Source organism: Sphingopyxis sp. CCNWLW2, assembly GCF_037095755.1.
GTDB lineage: Bacteria > Pseudomonadota > Alphaproteobacteria > Sphingomonadales > Sphingomonadaceae > Sphingopyxis.
In genome coordinates this window covers 2,069,502-2,096,222 of sequence record NZ_JBAWKJ010000001.1, presented here as the reverse complement: position 1 = coordinate 2,096,222, position 26,721 = coordinate 2,069,502, and the positions used below count along the sequence as shown (strand labels likewise).

Sequence of the window (26,721 nt, the reverse complement as noted above, 5' to 3'; positions counted from 1 at the left end):
GCGCGCAATATCCAATGCCTGCCGTTCGTCTCATTTGAACCGCAGCAAAACGATTGTTCCGCGCGGCCCCTTCGGTATAGCCGCGCGCACCATGTCGCGAAACCCGAAAAGCCCGGCTCCAGCCGTCCCCGCGTCGATCCGCGACCGGTCGATCGTGCTCGTCGGGCTGATGGGGTCGGGGAAATCGACGATCGGCCGCCGCCTCGCGCAGCGACTGGGCATGCGCTTCGCCGACGCCGACGACGAAATCGAACGTGCGGCAGGCATGACGATCTCCGATATTTTCGCGCGTTTCGGCGAGGCGCATTTTCGCGACGGCGAGCGCCGCGTGATTTCGCGCCTGCTGGGCGAAAAGCCGATGGTGCTGGCGACCGGCGGCGGCGCCTTTGTCAACGAAGAGACGCGCGCCCTGATCCTGCAGGGCAGCCTTTGCATCTGGCTCGACGCCGATATCGCAACGCTCGTCGAACGCGTCGGCCGCCGCAGCCATCGCCCGCTGCTCAAGAACCGTGACCCCGGCGAAGCGCTGCGCGAACTGGCCGCGGTCCGCAACCCCATCTATGCCGAGGCGCATATTCGCGTCAGTTCGGCAAGCACGCCGCACGACCATACGGTGCGCGCGATCCTGGAGGCCCTGTCAAAGTGGGAAGATGCGAAATGGAAAGCCTGACCGTCGAATTGGGCAGCCGCAGCTATCCGATATTGATCGGCGACGGGCTGATCCAGGGCATCGGCGACCACGTCGCGCCGCTGCTGAAACGCCCGCGCACGATGATCGTCACCGACACCAACGTCGCCGAACAATATCTGATCCCGCTCGGCACCTCGCTCGCGATGGCGAACATCTCCTTCTCCTCCTTCGTGCTCGATCCGGGTGAAAGCACGAAGAGCTGGGCGGGGCTCGCGCGCCTCACCGAATGGCTGATCGGCGAAGGCGTCGAGCGCGGCGACCATGTCATCGCGCTGGGCGGCGGCGTGATCGGCGACCTCGTCGGTTTCGCGTGCAGCATCGTCAAGCGCGGCTGCAACTTCATCCAGGTGCCGACCACCCTGCTGGCGCAGGTCGACAGCAGCGTCGGCGGCAAGACCGCAATCAACGTTCCCGCGGGCAAGAATCTGATCGGCGCCTTCCACCAGCCCGCCTTGGTCGTGATCGACCCGACGACGCTCGAAACGCTGCCGCGCCGCGAACTCGGCGCCGGCTATGCCGAAGTCGTCAAATATGGCCTGATCGACGACGCCGGTTTCTTCGCCTGGTGCGAGGAGCATGGCGCGGCGCTGCTCGCGGGCGACAGCGTGGCCCGTCACAAGGCAATTGCCCATAGCGTCGCCGCCAAGGCGCGCATCGTCGCCGCCGACGAGCGCGAGACGCAGGACATTCGCGCGCTGCTCAACCTCGGCCACAGCTTCGGCCACGCGCTCGAAGCCGAAACGGGCTATTCGGACCGGCTGCTCCATGGCGAAGCGGTCGCGGCGGGCATGGTCCTCGCGCACCAGTTTTCGGCCGCGAACGGCCTCTGCTCCGCGGCGGACGCCGAACGCGTGCGCGCGCATCTTGCGAGCGTCGACCTGCCGCACAGCCTCGCCAGCGCGGGCGTCAACACCGATGGCGCGACGCTCGCGGGGCATATGGCGCACGACAAGAAGGTGCGCGGCGGCAAACTGCCGCTGATCCTGACCCGCGGGATCGGACAGAGCTTCGTCACTGAAGACTATGGACTCGATGCCGTCGCGGCGTTTCTCGACGGCGACACGTCAGCTGATCGCTGACGCCTGCTCGCTTTCCTCGTCCTTCGGATCGTCTTTCAGCGCCTTCGCCGCCAAACGCCGCAAGCGGAATTTCTCGAGCACGCTTTCGGCCTCGCGTCCGCCGCCCGGTTTGAAGCGATGGTCCATGCCCGCCGAAATGTCGCCCTCGTCGATCTGCGCCTGCAGCCGCGTCTCGTCGAGATGGCGCAAGGTCGCCTCGACATCCTCCATCTCGCGCGGATCGACGTCGAGATAGCGTAGCGCGGTGAGGCCCATCGCGACCGAACTTTCGAAAACCTCGCGAATAACCCCGTCGACCCCGGCCCCGTCGATCGCGAGCAACTGGCGGCGATCGAAGACGCGCATCAGCACTTTCGCATTCGGGAAGGCATCGACGATCGGCTTCAACGCCGCGGCATCGACCGAGGCATCGTCGATGCAGAAGATGATCAGTCGCGCCTCGTCGGCGCCCGCGCGGCGGAGCAGGTCGACGCGTAGCCCGTCGCCGAAATAGACTTTGGTATCGAAGCGGCTCGACAGCTCGATCTGGCTCGGTTTCTTGTCGATCAGCGTCACCGAGCAGGCGACGCCGTGCAGCATCTGCGACACGATCTGCCCGAACCGTCCGTACCCGACGACGATCGCCGACCCGCGCGGCGCGCCCTCTGGATCGTCGAGGTCGAACGGCTCAGCCGCGGGCGAAAATTCGAGGTTGCGCGCGAAGAGCATCAGGAACGGCGTCGTCACCATCGACAATGTCACCACCGCGCTGAACAGGCTCGCCGCTTCGGGCTCGATCAGCAGGGCGTCGGCGGCCTGCGCGAACAGCAGGAAGCCGAACTCGCCGCCTTGGCTGAGCAACAGGCCGAGCCCGAGTGCCACCGGCCACGGTTTGCCGAACAATTTCACGATCAAGGTGAGGACGACGACCTTCACCGCGACGAGTCCGAGCGCGAGCGAGAGGACAAGCAACGGCCGCTCGATCACCGCCCCGACGTCGAGCACCATGCCGACGGCAAGGAAGAAGAGGCCGAGCAGGATCAGGCGGAAGGGTTCGACATCCGATTCGATCTCGTGCCGATAGGGCGAATCGGCGAGCATCACGCCGGCGATAAAGGCGCCGAGCGCGGTCGAGAGGTGCAGGCTGTGCATCAGCGCGGCGCTCGCCAGGATGGTGAGCAGCCCGACGACGACGAACAGCTCGCGCTCACCATAACGCCCGATGATGCGGAGCAGCGGATTGACCACGAAGCGGCCCGCAAGGACGAGCACGACGATCGCCCACAAAGTGAAAAAGGCCATCTGCCACCCCGGCGGCGCCGACGGATCGGCGGGCGCGCGCGACAGCACGGCGACGATCGTGATCATCGGCACGATCGCGAGGTCCTGGAACAGCAGGATCGAGAAGGCTTTCTCGCCAAAGGGCGAATTGATCCGTCCCGAGCTTTTGAGGCCGGGCAGCACCTGCGCGGTCGACGACAGCGCGAGCGGCAGGCCGAGCGCGAGCGAGGCCGCCGGGCTGAACCCCAAGGTCAGATGGATAAGCCCGGTGAGCACGAGCCCGGTCACGACGACCTGCGCCATGCCGAGCCCAAAGATCGCGCGGCGCATCTGCCACAATCGCCCCGGCGACAGTTCGAGCCCGACGAGGAAAAGCAGGAAGGCGATGCCGAGTTCGGCAAAGGCGAGCTTCGATTCGCCGCCGCCGACGAGCCCGAGCCCGTGCGGACCGACGATCGCCCCCGCGATCAGATAGCCGAGCACCGCGCCGAGCCCGAGCCGGCGAAAGATCAGCACAAACAAGGTCGCGACGCCGAGCAGGATCGCGCCTTCGACCAGCGCGGTGTCGGTTGCGGTTTCGGCCACCTTTTCGGCCGCCTCTGAGGCGGCCGCGGTGAGCGCGAGCAACGTCATGCCGCCGCCGCCCGCTCCTCAAGCGCCGCGATGGCGGCGTCGAAGGGCAGCAGGATCGCGCCGTGGCGCGCCGGATAGCCCTGCGCCGGCGCGAGCAGGTCGAACCCCGGCCAGTCGGGCTGCGTGTCCGCGCCCGCGAACCAGCTGGCGATCCCGTCGCGCGCGGCGCGCAGTTCGGTCAGGCCGAGCCCCGGCGCGTGGCGCGCCAACAGTGCCGCCGATGCCTGACCCAGCGCGCACGCCTCGACATGCATGCCGACGCGCGTCACCCGGCCCGCGTCATCGGTATCGAGATCGAGAATGATCGCGCTGCCGCACAGCGGCGCGCGCTTGCTCACGCGGTGGCGCGCATCGGCGATCGGCAGATATTCCGCGGTCGCCACCGCCAGCGCCAATATGTCGCGATTATAGAGCGGCGCGCTCATGGTTTGCCGGCCCCGGCGGCTTCGGCCTCACGCGCCTCGGCGCGGCGCTCGGCGATGACCTTGCTCATCGCCGCGCTCGTCGCGTTGAGCGCCGGATAGGTGCGGCTGTCGGTCATCCACGCGGGGCGCTGCATAACGCCATAACCTATATCATAGAGCAAGGTGAGTAGCATGAAGCCGATCGACGCGATCAGCAGCCCTTTCACGGCGCCGAACCCCGCGCCCAGCCCGCGGTCGAACCCGCCGACCAGCGACGCGCGGCTGCGCTGTCCCATCGCGCGCGATCCCCATTTGGCGAGCGCGAACACGCCGCCGAAGAGGAGTACGAAGGCGAGCGCCGCGGCGCCGCCTTCGGTCCCGACCCAGCCCGCGAGAAGGTCGGTCACCAGCGGGTGAAAGAAACGCACCGCCGCGATCGCCAGAATCCAGGCGAGCAGCGTCGTCACCTCCTGCACGAGGCCGCGCGAAAAACCGAGCACCGCGCCGCCGCCAACCAGCACCAGCACGACGATATCCAGAGCCGTCAGACTTCCCATAGGCCGGTCGCTAGTCGCGCCCGAGCATCAGGTCAACGAGTTCGCCGAGCCGCCCGAAACCGGTGACCGAAATCCCGCCGACCGCTTTCATGCCCGTCGGCCCCCAGCCGCGCGAAAAACCGAGCTTCGCCGCTTCGCGGAGGCGCAAGCCGTCGTGCGAAACCTGCCGCACCTCGCCCGACAGCGACAGCTCGCCGAATACGATGGCGTCGGCGGGCACCGGCCGCTCGCTGAACGCCGAGATCAGCGCCGCGGCGACCGCGAGATCGGCGGCGGGATCGGTGAGCCGATAGCCGCCCGCGATGTTGAGATAGACTTCGGCGGCGCCCATCTGGAGCCCGCAGCGCGCCTCCAGCACCGCAAGCACCATCGCAAGCCGCCCGCTGTCCCAGCCGACGACGGCGCGGCGCGGTGTCGCCCCGCTCGCCAGCCGCACGGTCAGCGCCTGCACCTCGACGAGCACCGGCCGCGTTCCTTCGAGCGCGGGGAAGACGACAGACCCCGGCACATCGCGGCTGCGGTCGGTCAGGAACAGGCTCGACGGGTTGCTGACCTCGCCCAGCCCTTCCTCGCCCATCGCGAACACCCCGATCTCGTCGGTGCCGCCAAAGCGGTTCTTCACCGCGCGGAGGATACGATATTGGTGGCTGCGCTCGCCCTCGAACGCCAGCACCGTGTCGACCATATGTTCGAGCACGCGCGGCCCCGCGATCGTCCCGTCCTTGGTGACATGCCCGACGAGCACGATCGCGGCGTCGCTGTCCTTGGCATAGCGGATCAGTTCCTGCGCGCTCGCGCGCACCTGGCTCACCGTCCCCGGGGCACTGTCGATCAGGTCGCTGTGCATCGTCTGGATCGAATCGATCACGACAAAATCGGCGGTCTGCTTGTCGAGCGTCGCAAGGATGTCGCGCACCGATGTCGCGCTGGCGAGCGCCACCGGCGCATCGCCCAGCCCCAGCCGCTGTGCGCGCAGCCGCACCTGCGCCGCGGCTTCCTCGCCGCTGATATAGACGACCGACTTGCCCGCCTTCGCGAGCCGTCCCGCCGCCTGCAGCAGCAAGGTCGACTTGCCGATCCCCGGATCGCCGCCGATCAGCGTCGCCGACCCCGCGACGAAACCGCCGCCCAATGCGCGATCGAATTCGGCGATACCGCACAGCATCCGCTCGGGCATTTTGCTCTCGGCATCGAGCGTTTCGAGCGCGAGCGTGCGTCCGCCGCGGCTGAGGTCGTGCTTGGCCGAAAACACCGTTTCGGCAGCCTCCTCGACCAGCGTGTTCCACTCGCCGCAATCGGCGCATTGCCCCTGCCAGCGATAGGTGGCGGAGCCGCAATTCTGGCAGACATATTGACGTTTCGCTTTGGCCATGCGGCTCGCATAATCGGAACAAAGAACGAACGCCAGCGCTTTCATCGAAGCCGACGGTTCAGTTTTTGCCCGCGTTGCTCTAGGGCGTCGTCAAACCCGAATCACCTTCCCACAGGAAAGCCCCGCGCCATGAAATTCTTCGCCGACACCGCCGAAATCGCCGACATCCAGGAGCTCGCCGCGACGGGCCTGCTCGACGGCGTGACCACCAACCCCTCGCTGATCGCCAAGTCGGGCCGTGACTTCAAGGAAGTCACGAAGGAAATCTGCGCGCTGACCACCGGCCCCGTGTCGGCCGAGGTGGTCGCGCTCGACCATGCAACGATGATGAAAGAGGCCGAGATCCTCCGCAAGATCGCGCCGAACGTCTGCATCAAGGTGCCGCTGACGATCGACGGGCTCAAGACGTGCAAGGCGCTGACCAGCGACGGCACGATGGTCAATGTCACGCTCTGCTTCTCGGCCGCGCAGGCTTTGCTCGCCGCAAAGGCCGGCGCGACCTTCGTCTCGCCGTTCGTCGGCCGTCACGACGACAATGGCTTCGACGGGATGCAGCTCATCTCCGACATCCGGCTGATCTACGACAATTACGGCTATGAGACCGAGATCCTCGTCGCGAGCGTGCGCCACGGCATCCATGTGCTCGAAGCCGCCAAGATCGGCGCCGATGTGATGACCGCGCCGCCGTCGGTGATCAAGGGGCTGTTCAAGCACATCCTGACCGAAAAGGGCATCGAAGGCTTCCTCGCCGACTGGGCGAAGACCGGCCAGTCGATCTAAGGCATCGTCGCCCCAGCGAAAGCTGGGGCCGGTTGCGGCTTGGCGCTTGGCCGATAGCGACCCCAGCTTTAGCTGAGGTGACGGTTAGCAGTTGACGTAAACGTTAAGTCATCGCGATACTCGCCCGAAAGGGAGAGATTCGCGATGACCGACACCACCATCCTCACCGAACGTCGCGGGCATGTGCTGATCGTCACGATCAACCGGCCCGAGGCGCGCAACGCGGTCAACGCCGCGGTCCATATCGGCATCGGCACCGCGCTCGAAACCGCCGAAAACGACCCCGAAATCCGCGCCGTCGTCATCACCGGCGCCGGCGACAAGAGCTTTTGCGCGGGCGCCGACCTTGTCGCACTCTCGCGCGGCGAAAGCCTCTATCCCGACGATCCGGCGCAGCAGGCGTGGGGCTTCGCCGGCATGGTCTCGCACCCGATCTCGAAACCGATCATCGCCGCGGTCAACGGCTTCGCGTTCGGCGGCGGCTGCGAGATCGCGCTGATGAGCGACATCATTATCGCCGCCGACCACGCGCAATTCGGGCTGCCCGAGGTCAAGGTCGGGCTGTTCGCCGCGGCGGGCGGCGCCTTCCGCCTCGCGCAGCAGCTCCCGAAGAAGCTCGCGATGGAATATATGCTCACCGGCGACCCGATCCCCGCCGCGCGTGCCGCCGAATTCGGGCTGGTCAATCATGTCGTGCCGCTCGCCGACCTGCTCCCCACCGCGCTCGCGCTCGCCGAAAAGATCGCCGCCAACGCGCCGCTGTCGGTGCAGGCGTCGAAGCGCGTCGCGCTCGGCATCGACGAAGGGCGCATCGCCGCCGACGCGCCCTATTGGGAACATAACACCCGCGAGCGCGGGGTGCTGATGCGCAGCGAAGACGCGCGCGAGGGGCCGCTCGCCTTTGCGCAGAAGCGCAAGCCCGAGTGGAAGGCGCGCTGATATGGTGATGACCGATCCCGAACGCATTCCCGTGATCATCGGCGTCGGGCAGATCAACGACCGGCCCGAAGACCCCGATCAGGGACTCGACTCGCTCGGGCTCATGGTCGAGGCACTCAAACTGGCTGACGCCGATGCCGGGGGCGGGCTGCTCACCGAACTCGACAGTCTCGCGATCGTCGACCAGATCAGCTTCCACAGCCTCGGCAAGCTTCCCGAACCGCTCGCCGCCGCGATCGGCGCAACGCCCGCGATCAACTATCAGTCGGCGGCTCCGCACGGCGACACGCCGGTGCGCCTGCTCAACGAAGCCGCGAACCGCATCGGCGCAGGCGAGGTCAAACTCGCCGCCATCGTCGGGGCCGAAGCGCTGCGCACCGCCGCCGGCCGTGCCGCCAAGGCCGCGAGCGGCGAGGACAAAAGCTATAATGCGATCCGTAAGGTCGCAACGCGGCGCGAACCCAATTATGCCCAGACCCACGGGCTTGCCGCGCCGGTCGATGTCTACCCGCTCTACGAAAATGCGACGCGCGCGGCGTGGGGCCAGAGCCTCGAGGACGCGCAATTCGAAAGCGCCGAAATCTGGGCGCGCTTTTCGGAGGTCGCTGCAGCGAATGAGGGCGCGTGGATCCGCAAGCCCGCGTCGCCCGAGGACATATTGCGCGTCGACGAGCGCAACCGCCCGATCGCCTTCCCCTATTCGAAGCTGATGGTCGCCAATTCGTCGGTCAATCAGGGCGCGGGCTTCATCGTCGCGAGCCTCGCCGAAGCATGGCGCCGCGGTATCGCCGAAGACCGCCTGATCCATATCGGCATGGGCGCTGCCGCAAAGGAGCCGCCAAGCATCCTTCACCGCGACCGTTACGACGGCAGCGTCAGCATGGAGACCTCGATCACGCGCACGCTCGAATTGAACGACATGGGCGCCGAAGATTTCGATTTCGTCGAGCTTTACAGCTGTTTTCCGTGCGTTCCTAAGATGGCGCGGCGCATCCTCGGCTGGCCGTGGGACCGCCCCGCGACCGTGTTCGGCGGGCTGACGTTCGGCGGCGGGCCGATCGCGAACTATATGAGCCATGCGATCGTCTCGATGGTCGAAAGGCTGCGCACCGAGGGCCGTTACGGCTTTCTCTTCGCCAACGGCGGCTTCGCGACCGACAATCATTGCATCGTTCTGGGCAACCGGCCGATTGCGGCGGCGAGCTTTCCGCAGGATTTCGACTATCAGGCCGAGGCCGAAGCGAAGCGCGGGCCGGTGCCCGAGTTGGTCGAGGATTATGCCGGACCGGCGACGATCGAAAGCTATACGGTGTTTTATGGCCGCGACGGAGCGCCAAAGGCGGGTGTCGTGGTCGCGCGGACACCCGAGGGCAAGCGCACGCTGGCGCATGTGAATGTCGGCGATGCAGCGATGTTGGCGTTTCTCACCAACGGCACGCAGGAGCCGGTCGGCACGGCGGGTCAGGTCGTCGCGCTCGAAGAAGGCTTCGGCTGGCGGGCGTAAGCCTCTGCCCGCCCGCTTGCGGGAGGGGTCGGGGGTGGGCAGCGACGCCGCATTCGCCCACCCCGGTGCGACTAGCGGGCAAGCCCGCAAGTCTCGCTGCCCCTCCCGCAAGCGGGAGGGAAAACATCAAATCTCGAACGAAACCCCCTGCGCTAGCGGCAGCACATCCGAGTAATTCAGCGTATTCGTCGCGCGCCGCATATAGGCCTTCCAGCTGTCCGACCCCGATTCACGCCCGCCGCCGGTGTCCTTCTCGCCGCCGAACGCGCCGCCGATCTCGGCGCCCGAGGTGCCCAGATTGACGTTGGCGATCCCGCAGTCGCTCGCGACCAGGAACCTCTCGGCCTCGCGCATGTCGGTGGTGAAGATCGCCGACGACAGCCCCGCCGCGACATCGTTGTGCAGCTCGATCACCGCATCCAGATCATAATAGCGCATGACATAGAGGATCGGCGCGAACGTCTCTTCGAGCACCGGCCCGACCTGCCCCGGCATCTCGACCAGCGCGGGCTTCACATAGAAGCTCGCGCCCTCGCCGACGCGCTCGCCGCCATGGACGACGCCGCCCACAGCGCGCGCGCCGCCCAGCGCGTCCTGCATCATCTCATGGGCCGCGCGGTCGATCAGCGGCCCGACGAGCACGTCGGCTTCGAGCGGGTTGCCGACGCCGACGCTCGTATAGGCCGCCTTCAGCTTGGCGATGAAACCGTCGTAGATATTGTCGTGCAGAAACAAGCGCCGCGTCGTCGTACAGCGTTGCCCCGCTGTCCCCATCGCCCCGAACGCCACCCCGCGCAGCGCGAGGTCGAGGTCCGCCGACGGCGCGACGATCACGCCATTGTTGCCGCCGAGTTCCAGGATCGCGCGCGCAAAACGCTGCGCGAGCCGCGGTGCGACCGCGCGGCCCATGCGCGTCGAACCGGTGGCCGAAACGAGCGCGACGCGCTTGTCGTCGACCAGCGCCTCGCCCGCCTCGCGCCCGCCGATCAAGAGTTGCGCCAGCCCCGCGGGCGTATCGCCGAACCGCGCGACCGCGCGCGCGAAAATCGCCTGCGTTGCCAAGGCGGTCAACGGCGTCTTTTCCGACGGCTTCCACACGACGCTGTTGCCGCACACCAGCGCGATCGCCGCATTCCATGCCCACACCGCGACCGGGAAGTTGAATGCCGAGATCACCCCGACGACCCCCAGCGGATGCCACACCTCCATCATCCGGTGCCCCGGGCGCTCGGTCGCGATGGTCAGCCCGTAAAGCTGGCGCGACAGCCCGACCGCGAAGTCGCAGATGTCGATCATTTCCTGCACTTCGCCCGCGCCCTCGGACGGAATCTTGCCCGCCTCGATCGTCACCAGCTTCGCCAGATCGTCCTTCGCCGCGCGCAATTCCTCGCCCCACAAACGGACAAGTTCGCCGCGCCGCGGCGCCGGGACATTCCGCCATGCACGGAACGCCGCGCTCGCTTTGTCGAGCGTCTCATCGATCGCCGCGGCATCGACGACCTGCACCATCCCGAGCTGCTCGCCCGTCAACGGCGTCACCGATGGCATCGACCCGTCGGCCCATAGCGCGCGGTCGACGCCCAGCCTGTCGAGGAGTGCCCCTGTCTCCTGGCCCAGTCGAAGCATATAAAGTCCCTTCATCGGCGCGCGAGCGCCTTGCAGTTTGCGGCTCGCGGGTTATCGCTTCGCGCGAACAAAGCAAACCCAATAGGGAGAGTCGCCCGTGTCGTCCGAACTGCACCCCTCCGAACCATTCGTTCCCGTCCCCGCCGACGCGGCTGCCAACACGCATTGCACCGCGGCCGACTACGACCGGCTCTATGCGCAGAGCATCGCCGATCCCGATGCCTTTTGGGCCGAACAGGCGAAGCGCATCGACTGGATCACGTCGCCGACGAAGATCGCGGGCTGGTCCTTCGACCCGGTCGAGATCAAATGGTATGAAGACGGCGTCCTCAACCTCTGCCACAACGCCGTCGACCGCCATGTCGCAGCGGGACATGGCGACCGCACCGCGATCATCTTCGAACCCGACGCCCCCGACGGCGAAACGCGCCATATCAGCTATGCGGCGCTGCTCGCCGACGTCATCCGCTTCGCGAACACGCTGAAGAAGATGGGCGTCCAAAAGGGCGACCGCGTCACCATCTATATGCCGATGATCCCCGAGGGCGCGGTCGCGATGCTCGCCTGCGCGCGGATCGGCGCGGTGCACAGCGTCGTTTTCGGCGGCTTCTCGCCCGAGGCGATCCACGGCCGGATCGAGGATTGCGCGAGCGACTGGGTGATCTGTGCCGACGAAGGGCTGCGCGGCGGCAAGGTGGTTCCGCTCAAGGCCAATGTCGACAAGGCGCTCGAACGCGTCGATGTGAAGGCGGTGCTCGTCATCGCACACACCGGCGGCGACGTCGCGATGAAGGAAGGCCGCGACCATTGGTATGACGCGCTGTCGGCCGACGTCGGCGCCGACTGCCCGTGCGAACCGATGGATGCCGAAGATCCGCTGTTCATCCTCTACACTTCGGGATCGACGGGCAAACCCAAGGGCGTGCTCCACACCGTCGGCGGCTACAGCGTATGGACCGCGAGCACCTTCTATTATGGCTTCGACTATCGCCCCGGCGAGATCTTCTGGTGCAGCGCCGACATCGGTTGGGTCACCGGACACAGCTACGTCGTCTATGGCCCGCTCCAGAACGGCGCAACCACCCTGATGTTCGAGGGCGTGCCCAATTATCCCGGCCATGACCGTTTCTGGCAGGTCGTCGACAAGCATAAGGTGGGCATCCTCTACACCGCGCCGACGGCGATCCGCGCGCTGATGCGCGAGGGCGACGATTATGTGACGCGGCACGACCTGTCCTCGCTCCGCCTGCTCGGCAGCGTCGGCGAGCCGATCAATCCCGAGGCGTGGCGCTGGTATCATCAGGTTGTCGGCAAGGACCGCGTTCCCGTCGTCGACACCTGGTGGCAAACCGAAACCGGCGGCATCATGATCACCACCCTCCCCGGCGCGCATCCGATGCAGCCGGGCAGCGCGGGCCGCCCCTTCTTTGGCATCCGACCGCAACTGGTGGACGCCGAGGGCGGCGTGCTCGTCGATGAGCAGACCGGCGGCGCATCCGAAGGCAATCTTTGCATCACGCACAGCTGGCCGGGACAGGCGCGGACGATTTATGGCGACCATAAGCGCTTCGCCGAAACCTATTTCTCGACCTACAAGGGCAAATATTTCACCGGCGACGGCTGCCGCCGCGACACCGATGGCTATTGGCGGATCACCGGCCGGGTCGACGACGTGATCAACGTGTCGGGGCACCGCATGGGCACCGCCGAAGTCGAAAGCGCGCTCGTCCTCCACGACCTCGTCGCCGAGGCCGCGGTCGTTGGGTTCCCGCACGACATCAAGGGTCAGGGCATCTACGCCTATGTGACGCTGAACGCCGGGGTCGAGCCGACCGATGAAGTCGCCACGGCGCTGAAGCAGCAGGTCCGCACCGAAATCGGCCCGATCGCAACCCCCGACCATATCCACCTGACGCCCGGGCTGCCCAAGACGCGTTCGGGCAAGATCATGCGCCGCATCCTGCGCAAGATCGCCGAGAATGACTTCGGATCGCTGGGGGACACATCGACGCTGGCCGATCCGAGTTTGGTCGACGGGCTGATTGAGGGACGGAAGAACAAATAGCCGGCGGCGTTCCCCGGCGAAAGCCGGGGCCCACGCGATCGAGCGTTCCGCAGTCTGGACCCCGGCTTTCGCCGGGGAACAACTACTTCGCCAGCGCCTCGCACAGACCGTCGGTCGCCAGCGCGATGCGCGATTCCGCCGTTTCGCGATTGGCGGCGCTGTTCTCAACTCCGCGCGTTTCGGTGTTGAACGCCAGCAGGCTGCCGACACGCTGGTCGGGACAGAGGCTCAGATAGGCGCGAAAGCCGTTCTGATCGCCATTATGGCCGACAAAACGCACCGCCGCGCTGCGGTCGATGAAAAAGGACAGGCCGCTCTGCGTCGTCTTGGCCATGCGGCCCTGGGTGAAGTCATCGCCCGCGGCGATTTGCGGCGCCCACATTTCCTCGAGCGAAGACCGCTTCAGCACCAGATCATAGTCGGCTTGGCGCGCCGGATCGCCGAGCAGGAATGCCGCATATTTCGCCATGTCGGGCATCGGCGCGTTGAGCCCGCCGTTCGACACCGTCACCCCGGTATCGACATCGAACGGCGCCGCGACGCGCCGGCCGTCGCGGATATAGTAACTGTGCGACCGATGCGGCAGCAGGTGCGGCGGCGTGCGGTCGAAATAGCTCGCGTGCATCGCCAGCGGCTTCAGAATATTCTTGTCGATATAGACTTCATAGTCCTCGCCCGACAAACGCTCGATGACCTGCCCCAGATAGACGATGCCGGGGTTCGAGTAGCCGAAGCGGCTGCCGGGTTTGAACTCGACCCGCGTATACGGCAGCATCGCGGCCAACTGCGCCCAACCCTTCGGCTCGAACGGCTGCCAGTCGTGGTCGCGCCACGGCCAGGTCCCGCTGCGAAATCCCGCACTATGGCTCATCAACTGGCGCAGCGTGATCGCGTCCGTGTTGCCGTAGGGATTATGGACGGCGGCGAGTTCGGGCACATAGCGGGTGATCGGATCGTCGAGCGACAGCAGCCCGCGATCGCGGAGCTGCATGATCGCAATCCCCGTAATCGTTTTGGTGATCGATGCCCAATGATAGATGGTGTCGGCATCGACGGGGACATGCGCGTCGGCGTCCTGCTCGCCCAGATGGTCGGCAACAACGGACCGGCCGTCACGTACGACGTAGAAGCTGCTTCCCACGATCTTCGCCCGGCCGGTTTCGCTCCGGTGCAGCTCGCGAAAATCGCTGAGCGCCGCTTCAAAGCGCGACTCTTTGGCCGCCACCGGATTGGCTATCAGAACAAGTGCGGCAGCAATCCAACGCGACATGGCAATCCCCTGTGCATTCACGACGGGGCGACGGTGGCCGAAGGCGGTCAGAAATGGAAGTCGGGAAGCTCCGCGAGCGCGATGCCCAATGCCTCGGCCCAGCCGTCGGCGACGCTTTCGAAATAGGGGTCGTTGCGCTCAAACCGCCGTTCGCGCACCGTGGCAAAATCGTCGCGTTCATGCACGCGCAGGTCGATCGGCAGGTCGACGCCGGCATTGGCGCGGATCGTCGAATCGAACGAGACGCAAAGCAGCTTCACCGAGTCCTCGAACGACATCGCCGGGTCGTACGAGCGCACGATGATCGGCCGCCCATATTTCGTCTCGCCGATCTGAAAGAAGGGATTATCCTCGCCCGCCTCGATGAAATTGCCTTCGGGATAGATGAGGAACAGCCGTGGTTCGGACCCTTTGATCTGCCCGCCGACGATCAGCGACGCGCGGAACAGCGATTCGGCCGCGGGTCCCTCATCGCTGTGACGCATCACGATGTTGCGCAGCGTCTCGCCAACGATCGTCGCGACCGCGAACATCGACGGCGCAGCGAGGATCGAGGGTTGCCGATCTTGGGGCGCCTTGGTGCGCTCGTCGAGCAGGCTCACCACCGCCTGCGTCGTCGCGAGATTGCCCGCCGACATCAATGTGATCACGCGCTCGCCCGGCACATGCCAGCTGCGCATCTTGCGGACCTGCGAGATATCGTCGACGCCCGCGTTGGTGCGGGTGTCCGACATGAACACCAGCCCTTTGTTCAAACGCATGCCAACGCAATAGGTCATCGAATCCCGTTTTCCCCGCCCGGAAAGTCCCGATCGTCCAGCCCGCTTATTGCTGGACCTGCAATTGAACAACCAGATTTTCCTGCGCCGCACCATAGCGCATGCCGCGAACCGGGGCAGCGTCGCGATAATCGAGCCCCGTCGCGACGCGGATGTAACGCTGGTCGGGCGAATGGCCGTTGCTGACATCGAAGCCGATCCAGCCGATATGGTCGAAATGCGCCTCGGCCCATGCGTGCGTCGCATCCTGATGCGTGCGGTCGTTCATCATCAGATAGCCCGAGACATAGCGCGCCGGATGGCCGAGGTGGCGCATCGCCGCGATGAAGATGTGCGCATGGTCCTGACACACCCCGCCCTCGCTGCCGAGCGCCTGTTCGGCGGTCGTCTCGGCATCGGTAAAGCCGATCCGGTATGCCAGCCGGTCGATGATCAGCGCCGACAGCGCATGCGCGCGCTCGATATCGTTGCCATAGTCGCGGCCGAGCGTCGCGGTCAGCGAGCGGACATGCCGCCCCGCGCGCGTCAACGGCGTCGGACGCAGAAAGGTCCACAGCGGCATCGCGCCGCGATGCTGACCGATCACGCCGTCCCAGGTTTCCAGCTCGACCTCGCCATGACAGTGGATGACCAGCTCGCTCGATCCGCCCTGCACCGCGATCAGGTCGACGCCATTGCCATGATGGTCGGTGTAGTGAAGCTGCTGCGCGCCGCCCTCAACCTCGATCGTCCAACCGTGGACACGCTGCTGCCCCGGCCGGTCCTTCGGCGTCAGTTTCAGCTGCTGCAGCGCATAGCTGACCGGCGCATCATATTGGTAACGGGTGGTGTGTTCGACGCGCAGTTTCATTCCACAAACCTGTAATCGCGCTCGATCTGGCGCGCGAGCGCCGCATTGGCGCGAAGGAATCCGGTCACATATTGGTGCAGACCGCCGTCAAAAATCGACTGGATCGGCCCGGCGAGCGTTTCGTGGGCGAGCGCATGCGCCAGCCGCCACGCTTCGGTTTCCTCGCCATAATGCCGCTGCAACTGCGCCAGATGGTCCTCCATCCGCTCGCCGCAAAAGGCGAGGCTGCGTGGCATCTGGCGGTAGAGGATCAGGAATTCGGCAATCTTGAGCGCGCTGATCTCGGCCCCGTACAGCCAGCGATAGGCGCGATGCGCCGACACCGACCGCAGGATCGTCTCCCACTGCACATTGTCGATCGAGCTGCCGATATGCGCGACCGAGGGCAGCAGCAGATAATATTTGACGTCGAGGATGCGCGCGGTGTTGTCGGCGCGCTCCAGAAACGTGCCGAGCAGCGCGAAATGATAGCCGTCGTTGCGCAGCATCGTGCCATTCAATGCCCCGCGAACATGCGCGCTCTGCTGGCGGATCGTCGTCAGCACGTCGGGCAGATCGTCCTCGCGCACCGGCCGCTTCAGCAGCGCGACGAGCGTCATCCAGCTCGTATTGACCGCCTCCCACGTCTCGCGGGTCAGCGCGGTGCGCGCGGTGCGGGCATTGTCGCGCGCCTGTCTGATCACCGACATGATGCTCGACGGGTTCGCGGGATCGCGGAGCAGGAAATCGATCACGCGCGCCGAGCTGTAATCGCCGTGCGCCGCCTGGAACGCCTGATTGACCCCCGCGGTCACCAGCACCGACTTCCATTCGGCGGCCGCGGTGCTCGACCGCGTCAGCGCGATGCGGAACCCCGCGTCGATCAGGCGCGCGTTGTTTTCGCTGCGCTCGAGATAGCGCGCCATCCAGAAGAGCGAGCCTGCGGTCTTGCCGAGCATCAGTCTTCCAATACCCAGGTGTCTTTGGTGCCGCCGCCCTGGCTCGAATTGACCACCAGCGATCCCTTGGTCATCGCGACGCGGGTCAGGCCGCCGGGGGTGATCGTGATCCCCTGCGGCGACATCAGCACGAAGGGACGGAGATCAACGTGCCGCGGCGCGAGACCCTTCTTCGTAAAGATCGGCACGGTCGAAAGCGACAGCGTCGGCTGCGCGATATAATTGCCCGGGTTCGCCTCCAGCTTGGCGCGGAAGGCCGCGATTTCCTTCTTGCTCGCGGCGGGGCCGACCAGCATCCCATAACCGCCCGACCCGTGGACCTCTTTGACCACCAGTTCGGGAAGCCGGTCGAGCACTTCGCGCAGATGCTCGGGGTCCGAACAGCGCCACGTCGGCACATTGGGCAGCAGCGCCTTTTCGCCCGTGTAGAATTCGATGATGTCGGGCATATAGCTGTACAGCGCCTTGTCGTCGGCGATGCCCGTGCCCGGCGCGTTGGCGATCGTGATGCGCCCGGCGCGATACACGTCCCAGATGCCCGGAACGCCGAGCATCGAATCGGGGCGGAAATTCAGCGGGTCGAGATAATCATCGTCGACGCGGCGATAGATGACGTCGATCGCCTTATAGCCCTGCGTCGTTCGCATCGCCACGCGCCCCTCGATAACGCGCAGATCGTGCCCCTCGACCAGTTCGGCGCCCATATGGTCGGCGAGGAAGCTGTGCTCATAATAAGCGCTGTTGTGGATGCCGGGGGTCAGCACCGCGACCGTCGGCGTTCCCCCGCACGCGGGCGGCGCGCACGCGGCGAGCGATTTCAGCAGGTTGATCGGATAGTCGCTGACCTCGCGCACCGGCACCTTCGCGAACAGCTCGGGAAACATCTGGAGCATCGTTTCGCGGTTTTCGAGCATGTACGACACGCCCGACGGGGTGCGCGCATTATCCTCGAGCACATAGAATTCGTCGGCGCCGGTGCGCACGATGTCGGTGCCGCTGATATGCGTATAGATGCCGCCTGGCGGATCGAGGCCCATCATCATCGGCAGAAAGGCTTCGTTCCCGGCGATCAGCTCGACCGGGACGCGCCCGGCGCGCAAAATCTCCTGCCGGTGATAAATGTCGTGGAGGAAAGCGTTGAGCGCGCGCACGCGCTGCTCGATCCCGCGCGACAGGCGGCGCCATTCGCTGGCCGAAATGATCCGCGGCACGACGTCGAAGGGGATCAGCCGCTCGTCGCCGTCGGCGGCGCCATAGACGTTGAAGGTGATCCCGGTGGTACGGAACAGCGCCTCGGCCTGCTGCGCTTTGCGCTGGATGCGCGCCGCATCCTCGGCCTCGAACCACCCGCAATAGTCTCGATAGGGCGACCGGGTTCCGCCCTCCTGGCTCGTCATTTCATCGAAAAAGGAAATGCGCCTGCCCTTTCCACGCAACATGCCGTCATCCGCCGCGCGCCCGATGTCTTCGGTGCGCGCAGCCTACCCATGTTCCTGCTGCTGCGTTGCCCGACGGCTACGTGGCCACCGGGCTTGTGAAGGCAATGCTAATCGCGCCCGCTGGCCTTGGCAAGCGGGCGCGTGAGCCGCGGTGTTACCGTAACATCAAACACTTGCCGCGCGTCCAAGGCGCGCGGCGAGCGTGTCAGATCGCGCCGTGGCAGTGCTTGTACTTGCGGCCCGAACCGCAGGGGCACGGCGCGTTGCGGCTGATGTCGAGCGCCGCATAGGGATTTTCGCCCTCGGGCAGGTCCGGGCGCGGCGACTGCATCGGCGGCAGCGTATTTGCGATCACGCCCAGCTGACCGTCGTCGAGATCGGCGCTGTTATCCTCGCCCGTGAACGGATCGATGTGCGTCGTCAGGAAATCGGGCAGGTCGGGCAGCGGCAGCGCCTCGGGCTCTTCGAAGCGCAGGTCGATCCGCGCCACGGTGCGCGTCACATCCTCGCGGATATTCTGCAGCATGCGTTCGAACAGCGCGAAGGCTTCCTGCTTATATTCGTTGATCGGCTGCTTTTGCGCATAGGCGCGCAGGAAGACGACCTGACGCAGCGCGTCGAGCGTCGAGAGATGCTCTTTCCAATGATGGTCGAGCGTCTGGAGCAGCACCGATTTCTCGATCCCCTTCCATGTTTCCTCGTCGACCAGCGCGGCCTTTTCGGCCGCGACCGCATCGGCCGCCGCCTGAATGCGCTCTTCGAAGATTTCGGCGTCGACCGCGTCTTCCTCCATCCAGGCATCGATCGGCGGCGAAAGATCGAGGATATTCTCCACTCGCTCCTTCATCTGCTCGACGTTCCACTGTTCGGGATAGCTGCCCGGGGGGCACGCGTCGGCAACGATCGAATTGACCGTTTCGGCGCGCATCGCGGTCATCACCTCGTCGACGGTCTCGCTGTCGATGATCTCGCCGCGCTGTTCATAGATGACCTTGCGCTGGTCGTTCATCACGTTGTCATATTCGACGACCTGCTTGCGGATGTCGTAGTTGCGCGCCTCAACCTTCTTCTGCGCGGTCTCGATCGCCTTCGACAGCCATTTCGACCCGATCGCCTCGCCGTCCTCCAGATTCTTGTTCATCATCTTGGAGAACAAGGTGTCGGGACCGAAGATGCGCAGCAGGTCATCGTCGAGGCAGAGGTAGAATTTGCTGAGGCCCGGGTCGCCCTGACGCCCCGAACGGCCGCGCAGCTGGTTGTCGATGCGGCGGCTTTCGTGGCGCTCGGTCGCGAGCACGAACAGCCCGCCCGCGGCCAGCACCGCCTCGCGCTCGGCGGCGACCTCTTCGTGGATACGGGCGATCGCGGCGTCGCGCTCGGCGCCTTCGGGCAGGTCCTTGAGCTCGTCGCCGATGCGGAATTCTTCGTTGCCGCCGAGTTTGATGTCGGTGCCGCGGCCCGCCATGTTCGTCGCGATCGTCACCGCACCGGTGCGGCCCGCCTGCGCGACGATATGCGCCTCGCTTTCGTGGAAACGCGCGTTGAGCACGCTGTGCGGCACGCCATCCTTTTCAAGGAAGGACGACAGCAGCTCGGACTTTTCGATCGACACGGTGCCGACGAGCACCGGCTGGCCGCGCTCGTTCGCTTCGCGGATCGTCTTGGCGATCGCGCCGAACTTGTCGGTGATATTCTTGTAGAATTCATCCTCGTCGTCGACGCGCGCGATCGGACGGTTGGTCGGGATGTTGACGACATTCATCTTGTAGATGTCGAAGAATTCGGCGGCTTCGGTCGCCGCGGTGCCGGTCATGCCCGAAAGCTTGGGATACATGCGGAAATAATTCTGGAAGGTGATCGAAGCCAGAGTTTGATTTTCGGGCTCGATCTGCACGCCTTCCTTCGCCTCGACCGCCTGGTGCAGGCCGTCGGACCAGCGGCGCCCGTCCATCATGCGGCCGGTGAACTCGTCGATGATGACGACCTTGCCGTCCTTGACGATATAGTCGGTGTCGATGCGGAACATCTGGATCGCCTTCAGCGCCTGATTGACGTGATGGACGACCTGCGTGTTCTCGATGTCATAGAGGTTGTTGCCCTGGAGCAGGCCGGCGGCTTCGAGCAGGCGCTCGACATGCTCGGTGCCGTCCTCGGTCAGGTTGATCGACTTGGACTTTTCGTCCTTCTCATAATCATCCTCGGTCAGGTTGAGGACGACCTCGTTGACGCGAATATACAGCTCCGACTTGTCGTCGGTCGGGCCCGAGATGATCAGCGGGGTGCGCGCTTCGTCGATCAGGATCGAATCGACCTCGTCGACGATGCCGAAATTGAAGGTGCGGTGGACCATCTGCTGGCGGTCGAACTTCATATTGTCGCGGAGGTAATCGAACCCCAGCTCGTTGTTCGTCGCATAGGTGATGTCGCTGTTATAGGCGTCGCGGCGCTGCGTTTCGTTGAGGTTCGGGACGATGATCCCGGTCGTCAGGCCCAGGAAGCCATAGACGGTGCCCATCCATTCGGCGTCGCGCGTCGCAAGATAGTCGTTGACGGTGACGACATGGACGCCCTTGCCTTCGAGCGCGTTGAGGTAACAGGGCAAAGTCGCCATCAGCGTCTTACCTTCACCCGTCGCCATTTCGGCGATCTCGCCGCGATGGAGCACGACACCGCCGACCATCTGCACGTCGAAATGGCGCATGCCGAGCGTGCGGACCGCGGCCTCACGCACCGTGGCAAAGGCTTCGGGCAGGATGTCGTCGAGCGTCTCGCCGGCGGTCAGACGGTCACGAAACGCCTGCGTCTGCGCCTGCAGTCCGGCGTCATCGAGCGCCTGCATCGCGGGCTCGAACGCGTTGATCTTGTCGACAATCTTGCGGATCGAGGCGACATAACGGTCGTTGGACGAGCCGAACAGGCTCTTGGCAAGGCCAGAAAACATGGATTTTCCTTGGAATTAGAATGAATTGGCGGCGCTTCGACCGCGCGAACATATGAAAAAGGCCCCTTTGCGGGGCGGCGCCTCAAAAAAGGCGCTGAAACGCTGCTCTATTCGAGCGCGCGGTCGCTGCCGGTGAGCAGGCCGGGAAGATGCGGCGGGGCTGCCTTGCGCGGTTTGCCGCTCCCGCTGGAGGTGCGGCGGGTCGGGGCGGTCGTGGTCGGGCGGCGCTCGACGTCGCTCGTTTCGGCCTTGCCCGCGGTTTCGGCGAACATGACCAGCGACCCCATCGCTGCCGGAACGGCAGGCGCGGCAACGGCCCGGTCGGCGGTCGCCAGGCCGGTCAACAATGCCAAAAGGGTCAGCAACAGCCGCAAGAATCGCCCCTAACTACATCCGGAGCCCCGATTATTGCGCCCCGTTCCCTGAACATAGGGTGAAAGCGGCGCGGCGTCTAGGGGGCGGAGGTCGTCGCGGGAACGGCCAGTTCGGAGTTCAATCCGCGCACTTCGATCAGGAAACTCTTCGGCTTCTTGAAAAATTTACTCTTGCGATCGACCTTCAATCCGACCGTCTCGGCAAGCTCCATGACAAAATGGACGCAATTGAACTTATTAAGACTGTAACTCGGCTGCGCACGGTCGCGCCATTCGGCGACTTTCGCCATGATCCGCGCATAGGTCGCATCGTCGACCGTCACGTCGAACTGGCGATCGCTCTTGGCGATATAATCGGGTTCGGACGACTCCACCTTGCCCTTCACCGCCCCGAAGAGGATCGCGGGGCTGACCGAGACCGCGGTGAAACCGTAATTGGCGTCGACCACCTCGCCCGTCGCGTCGACCGTCCCCTTCATCACGATGAAGGCGTGCGGAAAGCGGTCGCCGAAATCATGGCTATAGAAACTCACGACCACCTCGGCGCGCGCCGGGGCGGTGAGGCCCGCGCACAGCATCAGCAACGACAGGAGGAAAAAGCGAAGGCCGCGGGTCATCATCGCCGCCCTCTTAGCGAGCCGTGCTTCGCCTTGCCAAGCCGCGATTGCCGCTTGACGGAAACGTCAACTTCGCATCTTGTCGCGCTGACATCAATGTAAGGAGGGACCCATGGCACGAAAGGCGATTTTCATCACCGGCGGCGGATCGGGGATCGGCCGTGCGGTCGCGCGCCATTTCGCCGGACAGGGCTGGTTCGTCGGCATCGCCGACGTCAACCGCGCCGGGATCGATGAAACCGCCGCGCTGCTTCCCGAAGGCGCGTCGTCGCGCCATGTGATGGACGTCCGCGATCGCGACCAGTGGCAGGCCGCGCTCGACGCTTTCGCCGCGCAGAGCGGCGGCCGCCTCGACGTCCTCTTCAACAACGCCGGCATCGGCACGGGCGGGCAGTTCGCCGATATGCCGCCGGCCGAGGCCGACCGATTGATCTCGATCAATTTCGGCGGCGTCGTCAACGGCATCTATATGGCGCTGCCGCTGCTCCGCGCGACCCCGGGATCGACGATCCTCAACACCGGGTCGGCGTCGGGATTCTATGGCGTCGCGGGCCTCGCGATCTATTCGGCGACCAAGTTCGCGGTGCGCGGCCTCACCGAAGCGCTCGAAATCGAATTCGCCAAACATGGCATCAAGGTGCGGTCGCTGATGCCGGGCTTCATCGACACCCCCCTGCTCGACCAGGTCAGCGCCGACAGCAACGAACCCGCGCGCACCCGCCTGTCCGCCAGCGGCTTCGAAATCGTCCCCGTCGAACGCGTCGCCGAGGCGGCGTGGGAAGCGGTGCATGGAACGAGCGTCCACACGACGGTCGGCAAGATGGCGAAGCGCCTGTCACGCCTCGCGCGCTGGTTCCCCGGGCTGATCGTCCGCCAGTCGAAAAAGATCGACGGGCTGGGCGCGGCGGGGCATTGAGTTAATCGGCATTGGCGTCGGCAGTGGACAATCCCACCTTCGTCATTCCCGCGAAAGCGGGAACCCAGTTGCGACGGCGGCTCGCTGGGTCCCCGCTTTCGCGGGGATGACGAAGTAAGAAGTGGAGCGACCACTTTCGGTCGCTACCGACTGTTACTTCCCCGACCCGCACGTCACCGAGCCGCTGCCGATATTGCGCACCGTACAGACCGGCTTGCCGAGTACGACGGTCTTGCCGATCCCGCGCGCGGTGATCGCGGCGCTCTTGACCGCGCGCAGGATGTGATCGCCGGCGCCCTCGCTGTCGCTGATCAGTTCGTCGACCGACAGCGCCCCCGCATCGACCGCGCCCGCTCCCGACAGCGTCATCTGCGCATTCTTTGTCGCGCCGCCAAGGGTCATCGTGCCGTTTCCGATCATCGCGACCTGCAACCGGTCGGCACTGATCTGGCCGACCACCAGTCGTCCGGGCCCGCGCAGTGCGACCATCGCGCGCTGCCCTTTAAGCCTGTCGATCTGGAGCGATCCCGCACCCGAAAGCGTCGCCGCGCGCAAGTTCGCGGCGTTAACGCGAACCGTCACCGGCCCGCGCGGCGCGCGGCGCTTTTCGTCGCCCGCGAACTGGCGTTCGCTGATCACCAGCTTGCCGTCGCGCGCTTCGACGCTCAGGCGGTCGAGCGCGTCCTGCGGCCCGGTCGCCACAGCGCTCACCGGTGCCCGCGTCACCACCTCGACCGTCACATCGGCGCTGACGTCGATCATCTCGAAACTGGTGAGGCCATAACGCTTTTCGGCGGCCCATGCAGGGCCGGCGGCAAGCAGGGCGGCGGCCGCGATCGCGGCGCATCTTGAGGCAAGCGTCATGGTGCCGCCTTACCCCGTCCGGGCGGGCGGCACCAGCATCGCATCATTCGCAGGTCGCGGTGCCCGAACCCATCTGCCGCGTCGAACAGGTCGCGCCGCCGGCCAGCGTCACATCGCCCGACCCGAGGATGCGAATATCGGCCGTGCCCGTCGCCTGCGCGTCGACATTGCCCGATCCGGTGACCGATACCTCGAGCGTCGTCGCGACCAGCCCGTCGGCGTCGATGTCGCCAGATCCGGTGACGCTGAGCTCGCCCGATCCGATCGTGCCGCCGCCAATCTCGATATCACCCGAACCCGACACGGTGATATCGGCGCGTTTGCCGGTCAGCTTCGCCACCTTGAGGTCGCCCGATCCGGTGACCACGGCTTCGACGGCATCGCCGTCGACATTGTCGGCGTCGATCGATCCCGACCCGGTCACGCGCGCGGCGGTCAGCCGGGGCATGGTAATCGCGATATCGACGTCATCCTCGTCGCGGCTCGAAAAGCTGAAGCCCTCGCGCTTGCGGCCGATCTTCAAATCGGGACCGTCGAGCTTGATCTCGAGCCGGTCGAGCGCCTCCTTGCGGCCCCGCGCGATGATCGAGAAAGCGTCGCCCTCGCGAATGGTGACATCGTCGGGGCCCGCGACTTCAACGCGGCTGAATCCGGTCAGCGCATAGCTCTGCGTCGTGATCGGCCCGGCGCTGGCCGGCGGCCCGCTACGCTCGGCCTGCTTCTCGTCGCTGGGCGCCGAGGCGTTGCAGCCCGTGACGAGCGCCAGCGGCAAAATCGCCATCATCCAGTTCCGCATTGTAAATCTCCTTCGTGTATTGCTTGCATAACACACGATCGCCGACGCTGTCCAGCGGTCTGCCATCTTGTCGCCACCTTCGGCGTCCAGAGGGCAATTTCTCCCCCGAAACCGAAAGCCCGACCATGAGCGTAGCCTTTCGCCGCGAGAGCGACGACGAGCATAAGGAACCCGAATATGAGCTGCCCATCGCGGTCGGCCCGAACCTGGTGACTCCGCGCGGGCTGCGCCTGCTCGGCGAGGAGGTCGCGCGGCTTGAGGGCGAGATCGCGGACACCGCCGACGAGGACGCGCGCAAGAAATTGCAGCGCCGCCTGCGCTATTTCCACACGCGGCAATCGACTGCCGAGGTGCAGGCACCGCCCGCGGACGGCAGTGTCGGCATCGGCAGCCGCGTGACGTACCGGCTGAACAAGGCCGAAAAGACGATCACGATCGTCGGCGGCGACGAAGCCGACCCGGCGCGGGGCCACATCGCCTTTTCCGCCCCGCTCGCTCGCGCGCTGATGGGCGCCGAGGCTGGCGAAAGCGTCGAATATCAGGACCGCGAGGATGCGATCGCGATCCTCGCCGTCGAAGCCGACCCGGAGACGCAGGCATGAAAGACAAGTTCGAACGCCACAAACAGCCGTGGACCCCGGCCGAGATCGACAAGCTCCACACGCTCGCCAAAAAAGGCATGCCGCTGAAGTCGATCGCGAAAGCGCTGACGCGCAGCGAGGAATCGGTGAAAATCCGCGCCAAGGCCGACAGCCTTTCGATCGCAAAGCTGCACTGAGCCACCATGTCCGCAACCGAATTTGACGCCATCGTGCTGGGTGCCGGCGCGGCCGGGCTGATGTGCGCCGCGGTCGCGGGCGCACGCGGCCGCCGCGTGCTGCTGCTCGACCATGCCGACGCGGTGGGCAAGAAGATCCTGATCTCGGGCGGCGGACGCTGCAACTTCACCAATGTGAATAGCGCGCCCGACCGCTTCCTCTCGGCGAACCCGCATTTCGCCAAATCGGCGCTCGCGCGCTACACCCCCGCCGATTTCATCGCGCTCGTCGAGCGCCACGGCATCGCCTATCACGAGAAAACGCTCGGCCAGCTCTTCTGCGACGGGTCGGCGAAACAGATCGTCGCTATGCTGCTCGAAGAAGCGGCGAAAGTCGGTGTCGATGTCCGCACCGGCCAGCCGGTGAGCGACGTGACGCACGCAGACGGCAAGTTCGCCGTCCGCTTCGGCGACCAGACCTTCACCGCCCCGGCACTCGTCATCGCGACCGGTGGCCCGTCGATCCCCAAGATGGGCGCGACGGGCTTCGCCTATGATCTCGCGCGCCAGTTCGGATTGAAGGTGGTCGAACCGCGCCCCGCACTCGTCCCGCTGACACTAGGCGGCGACGATGTCCTGTTCCGCGAGCTGTCGGGAATCGCCGCCCCGGTCGAAGCGCGCGCGGGCAAGGCTGCGTTCCGCGAAGCAGCTCTCTTCACCCACCGCGGCCTGTCGGGGCCCGCGATTCTTCAGGTCAGCAGCTATTGGCGCCACGGCGAACCCGTGACGATCGACCTCCTGCCCGAAGCGCCGCAAGGCTGGCTGCTCGAAGCCAAACGCACCCGCCCCCGCACCACCATGCGCGCCGCCTTGGGCGCCATGCTTCCCGACCGACTCGCTGAAACCCTCGCCGAACGCCTCGCGCTTCCCGGCGAACTCGGCGCCCAGACCGACCGCAAGCTCGCCGATGCAGGGGCGCGGCTCGCGGGCTGGATTTTCCGTCCCAACGGCACCGAAGGCTTCGCCAAAGCCGAGGTCACCGTCGGCGGAATCTCGACTGCAAACCTATCCTCGCAAACAATGATGGCCAAAACCGTCCCGAACCTCTATGCGGTCGGCGAAGCCGTAGATGTCACAGGGTGGTTAGGCGGCTATAATTTTCAATGGGCCTGGGCTAGCGGACACGCTGCCGGACAGGTGATTTAAGCCCATTGAGCCCCTTTTCCGTCGGCCCGTCACCGCACCGGTGACCGCCCATATTATTGAGATA

General features: G+C 65.6%; 25 protein-coding genes. 10 read left to right on the top strand and 15 right to left on the bottom strand.

The annotated features are described in order from the left end of the window. Positions 1–91 precede the first annotated feature (91 nt). Positions 92–670, top strand: a complete 579-nt coding sequence (locus V8J55_RS10010; RefSeq protein WP_336445458.1) for a shikimate kinase — start codon at positions 92–94, stop codon at positions 668–670. Continuing rightward, positions 658–1,770, top strand: a complete 1,113-nt coding sequence (gene aroB / locus V8J55_RS10005; RefSeq protein WP_336445457.1) for a 3-dehydroquinate synthase — start codon at positions 658–660, stop codon at positions 1,768–1,770. The genes V8J55_RS10010 and aroB overlap by 13 nt, the downstream gene beginning before the upstream one ends. Here the strand turns inward: aroB and V8J55_RS10000 are convergent. The 4 genes from V8J55_RS10000 to radA are packed head-to-tail and all read right to left on the bottom strand — an operon-like array spanning position 1,756 to position 5,996. Further along, positions 1,756–3,663, bottom strand: coding sequence for a cation:proton antiporter domain-containing protein (locus V8J55_RS10000; RefSeq protein WP_336445456.1), 1,908 nt, complete (start codon positions 3,661–3,663; stop codon positions 1,756–1,758). The two genes, aroB and V8J55_RS10000, sit on opposite strands and share 15 nt — an antisense overlap. Next, the gene (locus V8J55_RS09995; RefSeq protein WP_336445455.1) at positions 3,660–4,088 is read right to left on the bottom strand and encodes an iron-sulfur cluster assembly scaffold protein; all 429 of its coding nucleotides are present in this window, start codon (positions 4,086–4,088) and stop codon (positions 3,660–3,662) included. Before V8J55_RS09995 ends, V8J55_RS10000 begins: the two co-directional genes overlap by 4 nt. Then, the gene (locus tag V8J55_RS09990; protein ID WP_336445454.1) at positions 4,085–4,624 is read right to left on the bottom strand and encodes a CvpA family protein; all 540 of its coding nucleotides are present in this window, start codon (positions 4,622–4,624) and stop codon (positions 4,085–4,087) included. The genes V8J55_RS09995 and V8J55_RS09990 overlap by 4 nt, the downstream gene beginning before the upstream one ends. 10 nt (positions 4,625–4,634) lie before the next feature. Beyond that, positions 4,635–5,996: a DNA repair protein RadA gene (gene radA / locus V8J55_RS09985; protein WP_037518547.1), complete on the bottom strand. Its 1,362-nt coding sequence runs from the start codon at positions 5,994–5,996 to the stop codon at positions 4,635–4,637. A gap of 129 nt (positions 5,997–6,125) precedes the next feature. On the opposite strand from radA, the gene fsa reads away from it, so the two are divergent. From fsa to V8J55_RS09970, 3 genes are all read left to right on the top strand, one after another. Further along, on the top strand, positions 6,126–6,776 hold the full coding sequence (gene fsa / locus V8J55_RS09980) for a fructose-6-phosphate aldolase (protein WP_248457362.1): 651 nt from the start codon (positions 6,126–6,128) through the stop codon (positions 6,774–6,776). Between the two features lie 144 nt (positions 6,777–6,920). Further along, positions 6,921–7,715, top strand: a complete 795-nt coding sequence (locus V8J55_RS09975; protein WP_336445453.1) for an enoyl-CoA hydratase-related protein — start codon at positions 6,921–6,923, stop codon at positions 7,713–7,715. A gap of 1 nt (position 7,716) precedes the next feature. After that, complete coding sequence (locus V8J55_RS09970; RefSeq protein WP_336445452.1) at positions 7,717–9,219, top strand: acetyl-CoA acetyltransferase; 1,503 nt, start codon at positions 7,717–7,719, stop codon at positions 9,217–9,219. Between the two features lie 126 nt (positions 9,220–9,345). Here V8J55_RS09970 and amaB read toward each other — a convergent pair whose 3' ends face one another. Next, positions 9,346–10,845, bottom strand: a complete 1,500-nt coding sequence (amaB, locus tag V8J55_RS09965; RefSeq protein ID WP_336445451.1) for an L-piperidine-6-carboxylate dehydrogenase — start codon at positions 10,843–10,845, stop codon at positions 9,346–9,348. Positions 10,846–10,942: 97 nt separating this feature from the next. Between amaB and acs the strand changes: the two genes are divergently transcribed. Further along, positions 10,943–12,910, top strand: coding sequence for an acetate--CoA ligase (acs, locus tag V8J55_RS09960; RefSeq protein ID WP_336445450.1), 1,968 nt, complete (start codon positions 10,943–10,945; stop codon positions 12,908–12,910). A gap of 82 nt (positions 12,911–12,992) precedes the next feature. Here the strand turns inward: acs and V8J55_RS09955 are convergent, their stop codons facing one another. From V8J55_RS09955 to V8J55_RS09920, 8 genes are all read right to left on the bottom strand, one after another. Beyond that, on the bottom strand, positions 12,993–14,180 hold the full coding sequence (locus V8J55_RS09955) for a serine hydrolase domain-containing protein (protein WP_336445449.1): 1,188 nt from the start codon (positions 14,178–14,180) through the stop codon (positions 12,993–12,995). Positions 14,181–14,227: 47 nt separating this feature from the next. Next, positions 14,228–14,959 carry a peptidase gene (locus V8J55_RS09950; RefSeq protein WP_336445448.1) on the bottom strand — a complete coding sequence of 244 codons (732 nt, stop codon included), beginning with the start codon at positions 14,957–14,959 and terminating at the stop codon, positions 14,228–14,230. Positions 14,960–15,005: 46 nt separating this feature from the next. After that, the gene (locus V8J55_RS09945) at positions 15,006–15,809 is read right to left on the bottom strand and encodes a transglutaminase family protein (RefSeq protein ID WP_336445447.1); all 804 of its coding nucleotides are present in this window, start codon (positions 15,807–15,809) and stop codon (positions 15,006–15,008) included. Next, positions 15,806–16,747, bottom strand: a complete 942-nt coding sequence (locus V8J55_RS09940) for an alpha-E domain-containing protein (RefSeq protein WP_037518400.1) — start codon at positions 16,745–16,747, stop codon at positions 15,806–15,808. The genes V8J55_RS09945 and V8J55_RS09940 overlap by 4 nt, the downstream gene beginning before the upstream one ends. Beyond that, complete coding sequence (locus V8J55_RS09935; protein WP_336445446.1) at positions 16,747–18,186, bottom strand: circularly permuted type 2 ATP-grasp protein; 1,440 nt, start codon at positions 18,184–18,186, stop codon at positions 16,747–16,749. The genes V8J55_RS09940 and V8J55_RS09935 overlap by 1 nt, the downstream gene beginning before the upstream one ends. 205 nt (positions 18,187–18,391) lie before the next feature. Further along, positions 18,392–21,127, bottom strand: coding sequence for a preprotein translocase subunit SecA (secA, locus tag V8J55_RS09930; RefSeq protein WP_336445445.1), 2,736 nt, complete (start codon positions 21,125–21,127; stop codon positions 18,392–18,394). A 107-nt stretch (positions 21,128–21,234) separates the two neighbouring features. Further along, positions 21,235–21,501, bottom strand: coding sequence for a hypothetical protein (locus V8J55_RS09925; RefSeq protein ID WP_336445444.1), 267 nt, complete (start codon positions 21,499–21,501; stop codon positions 21,235–21,237). 77 nt (positions 21,502–21,578) lie between these two features. Continuing rightward, positions 21,579–22,118: a hypothetical protein gene (locus tag V8J55_RS09920; protein ID WP_336445443.1), complete on the bottom strand. Its 540-nt coding sequence runs from the start codon at positions 22,116–22,118 to the stop codon at positions 21,579–21,581. A 112-nt stretch (positions 22,119–22,230) separates the two neighbouring features. On the opposite strand from V8J55_RS09920, the gene V8J55_RS09915 reads away from it, so the two are divergent. Then, entirely contained in the window at positions 22,231–23,034 is an 804-nt protein-coding gene (locus tag V8J55_RS09915) for an SDR family oxidoreductase (protein ID WP_336445442.1), read from the top strand. A 153-nt stretch (positions 23,035–23,187) separates the two neighbouring features. On the opposite strand, the gene V8J55_RS09910 is transcribed toward V8J55_RS09915, so the two are convergent. Beyond that, complete coding sequence (locus V8J55_RS09910; protein ID WP_336445441.1) at positions 23,188–23,898, bottom strand: head GIN domain-containing protein; 711 nt, start codon at positions 23,896–23,898, stop codon at positions 23,188–23,190. A gap of 43 nt (positions 23,899–23,941) precedes the next feature. Next, entirely contained in the window at positions 23,942–24,694 is a 753-nt protein-coding gene (locus V8J55_RS09905) for a head GIN domain-containing protein (RefSeq protein WP_336445440.1), read from the bottom strand. A 125-nt stretch (positions 24,695–24,819) separates the two neighbouring features. Between V8J55_RS09905 and V8J55_RS09900 the strand changes: the two genes are divergently transcribed. Genes V8J55_RS09900 through V8J55_RS09890 form a run of 3 tightly spaced genes read left to right on the top strand, consistent with a single transcriptional unit; the run spans position 24,820 to position 26,657 of the window. After that, complete coding sequence (locus V8J55_RS09900) at positions 24,820–25,296, top strand: GreA/GreB family elongation factor (RefSeq protein WP_336445439.1); 477 nt, start codon at positions 24,820–24,822, stop codon at positions 25,294–25,296. After that, positions 25,293–25,472 (top strand): hypothetical protein, encoded by a 180-nt coding sequence (locus V8J55_RS09895; RefSeq protein ID WP_037518413.1) that lies wholly within the window; start codon positions 25,293–25,295, stop codon positions 25,470–25,472. The genes V8J55_RS09900 and V8J55_RS09895 overlap by 4 nt, the downstream gene beginning before the upstream one ends. A 6-nt stretch (positions 25,473–25,478) precedes the next feature. Next, positions 25,479–26,657 (top strand): NAD(P)/FAD-dependent oxidoreductase, encoded by a 1,179-nt coding sequence (locus V8J55_RS09890; protein WP_336445438.1) that lies wholly within the window; start codon positions 25,479–25,481, stop codon positions 26,655–26,657. The last annotated feature ends 64 nt before the right edge of the window (positions 26,658–26,721 follow it).

What these genes read in the sequence shown, in the direction of transcription:
- V8J55_RS10010 (WP_336445458.1), top strand. Translation starts at nt 92, where the DNA reads ATGTCGCGAAACCCGAAAAGCCCGGCTCCAGCCGTCCCCGCGTCGATC.
- aroB (WP_336445457.1), top strand. Translation starts at nt 658, where the DNA reads ATGGAAAGCCTGACCGTCGAATTGGGCAGCCGCAGCTATCCGATATTG.
- V8J55_RS10000 (WP_336445456.1), bottom strand. Translation starts at nt 3,663, where the DNA reads ATGACGTTGCTCGCGCTCACCGCGGCCGCCTCAGAGGCGGCCGAAAAG.
- V8J55_RS09995 (WP_336445455.1), bottom strand. Translation starts at nt 4,088, where the DNA reads ATGAGCGCGCCGCTCTATAATCGCGACATATTGGCGCTGGCGGTGGCG.
- V8J55_RS09990 (WP_336445454.1), bottom strand. Translation starts at nt 4,624, where the DNA reads ATGGGAAGTCTGACGGCTCTGGATATCGTCGTGCTGGTGCTGGTTGGC.
- radA (WP_037518547.1), bottom strand. Translation starts at nt 5,996, where the DNA reads ATGGCCAAAGCGAAACGTCAATATGTCTGCCAGAATTGCGGCTCCGCC.
- fsa (WP_248457362.1), top strand. Translation starts at nt 6,126, where the DNA reads ATGAAATTCTTCGCCGACACCGCCGAAATCGCCGACATCCAGGAGCTC.
- V8J55_RS09975 (WP_336445453.1), top strand. Translation starts at nt 6,921, where the DNA reads ATGACCGACACCACCATCCTCACCGAACGTCGCGGGCATGTGCTGATC.
- V8J55_RS09970 (WP_336445452.1), top strand. Translation starts at nt 7,717, where the DNA reads ATGGTGATGACCGATCCCGAACGCATTCCCGTGATCATCGGCGTCGGG.
- amaB (WP_336445451.1), bottom strand. Translation starts at nt 10,845, where the DNA reads ATGCTTCGACTGGGCCAGGAGACAGGGGCACTCCTCGACAGGCTGGGC.
- V8J55_RS09955 (WP_336445449.1), bottom strand. Translation starts at nt 14,180, where the DNA reads ATGTCGCGTTGGATTGCTGCCGCACTTGTTCTGATAGCCAATCCGGTG.
- V8J55_RS09950 (WP_336445448.1), bottom strand. Translation starts at nt 14,959, where the DNA reads ATGACCTATTGCGTTGGCATGCGTTTGAACAAAGGGCTGGTGTTCATG.
- V8J55_RS09945 (WP_336445447.1), bottom strand. Translation starts at nt 15,809, where the DNA reads ATGAAACTGCGCGTCGAACACACCACCCGTTACCAATATGATGCGCCG.
- V8J55_RS09940 (WP_037518400.1), bottom strand. Translation starts at nt 16,747, where the DNA reads ATGCTCGGCAAGACCGCAGGCTCGCTCTTCTGGATGGCGCGCTATCTC.
- V8J55_RS09935 (WP_336445446.1), bottom strand. Translation starts at nt 18,186, where the DNA reads ATGTTGCGTGGAAAGGGCAGGCGCATTTCCTTTTTCGATGAAATGACG.
- secA (WP_336445445.1), bottom strand. Translation starts at nt 21,127, where the DNA reads ATGTTTTCTGGCCTTGCCAAGAGCCTGTTCGGCTCGTCCAACGACCGT.
- V8J55_RS09920 (WP_336445443.1), bottom strand. Translation starts at nt 22,118, where the DNA reads ATGACCCGCGGCCTTCGCTTTTTCCTCCTGTCGTTGCTGATGCTGTGC.
- V8J55_RS09915 (WP_336445442.1), top strand. Translation starts at nt 22,231, where the DNA reads ATGGCACGAAAGGCGATTTTCATCACCGGCGGCGGATCGGGGATCGGC.
- V8J55_RS09910 (WP_336445441.1), bottom strand. Translation starts at nt 23,898, where the DNA reads ATGACGCTTGCCTCAAGATGCGCCGCGATCGCGGCCGCCGCCCTGCTT.
- V8J55_RS09905 (WP_336445440.1), bottom strand. Translation starts at nt 24,694, where the DNA reads ATGCGGAACTGGATGATGGCGATTTTGCCGCTGGCGCTCGTCACGGGC.
- V8J55_RS09900 (WP_336445439.1), top strand. Translation starts at nt 24,820, where the DNA reads ATGAGCGTAGCCTTTCGCCGCGAGAGCGACGACGAGCATAAGGAACCC.
- V8J55_RS09895 (WP_037518413.1), top strand. Translation starts at nt 25,293, where the DNA reads ATGAAAGACAAGTTCGAACGCCACAAACAGCCGTGGACCCCGGCCGAG.
- V8J55_RS09890 (WP_336445438.1), top strand. Translation starts at nt 25,479, where the DNA reads ATGTCCGCAACCGAATTTGACGCCATCGTGCTGGGTGCCGGCGCGGCC.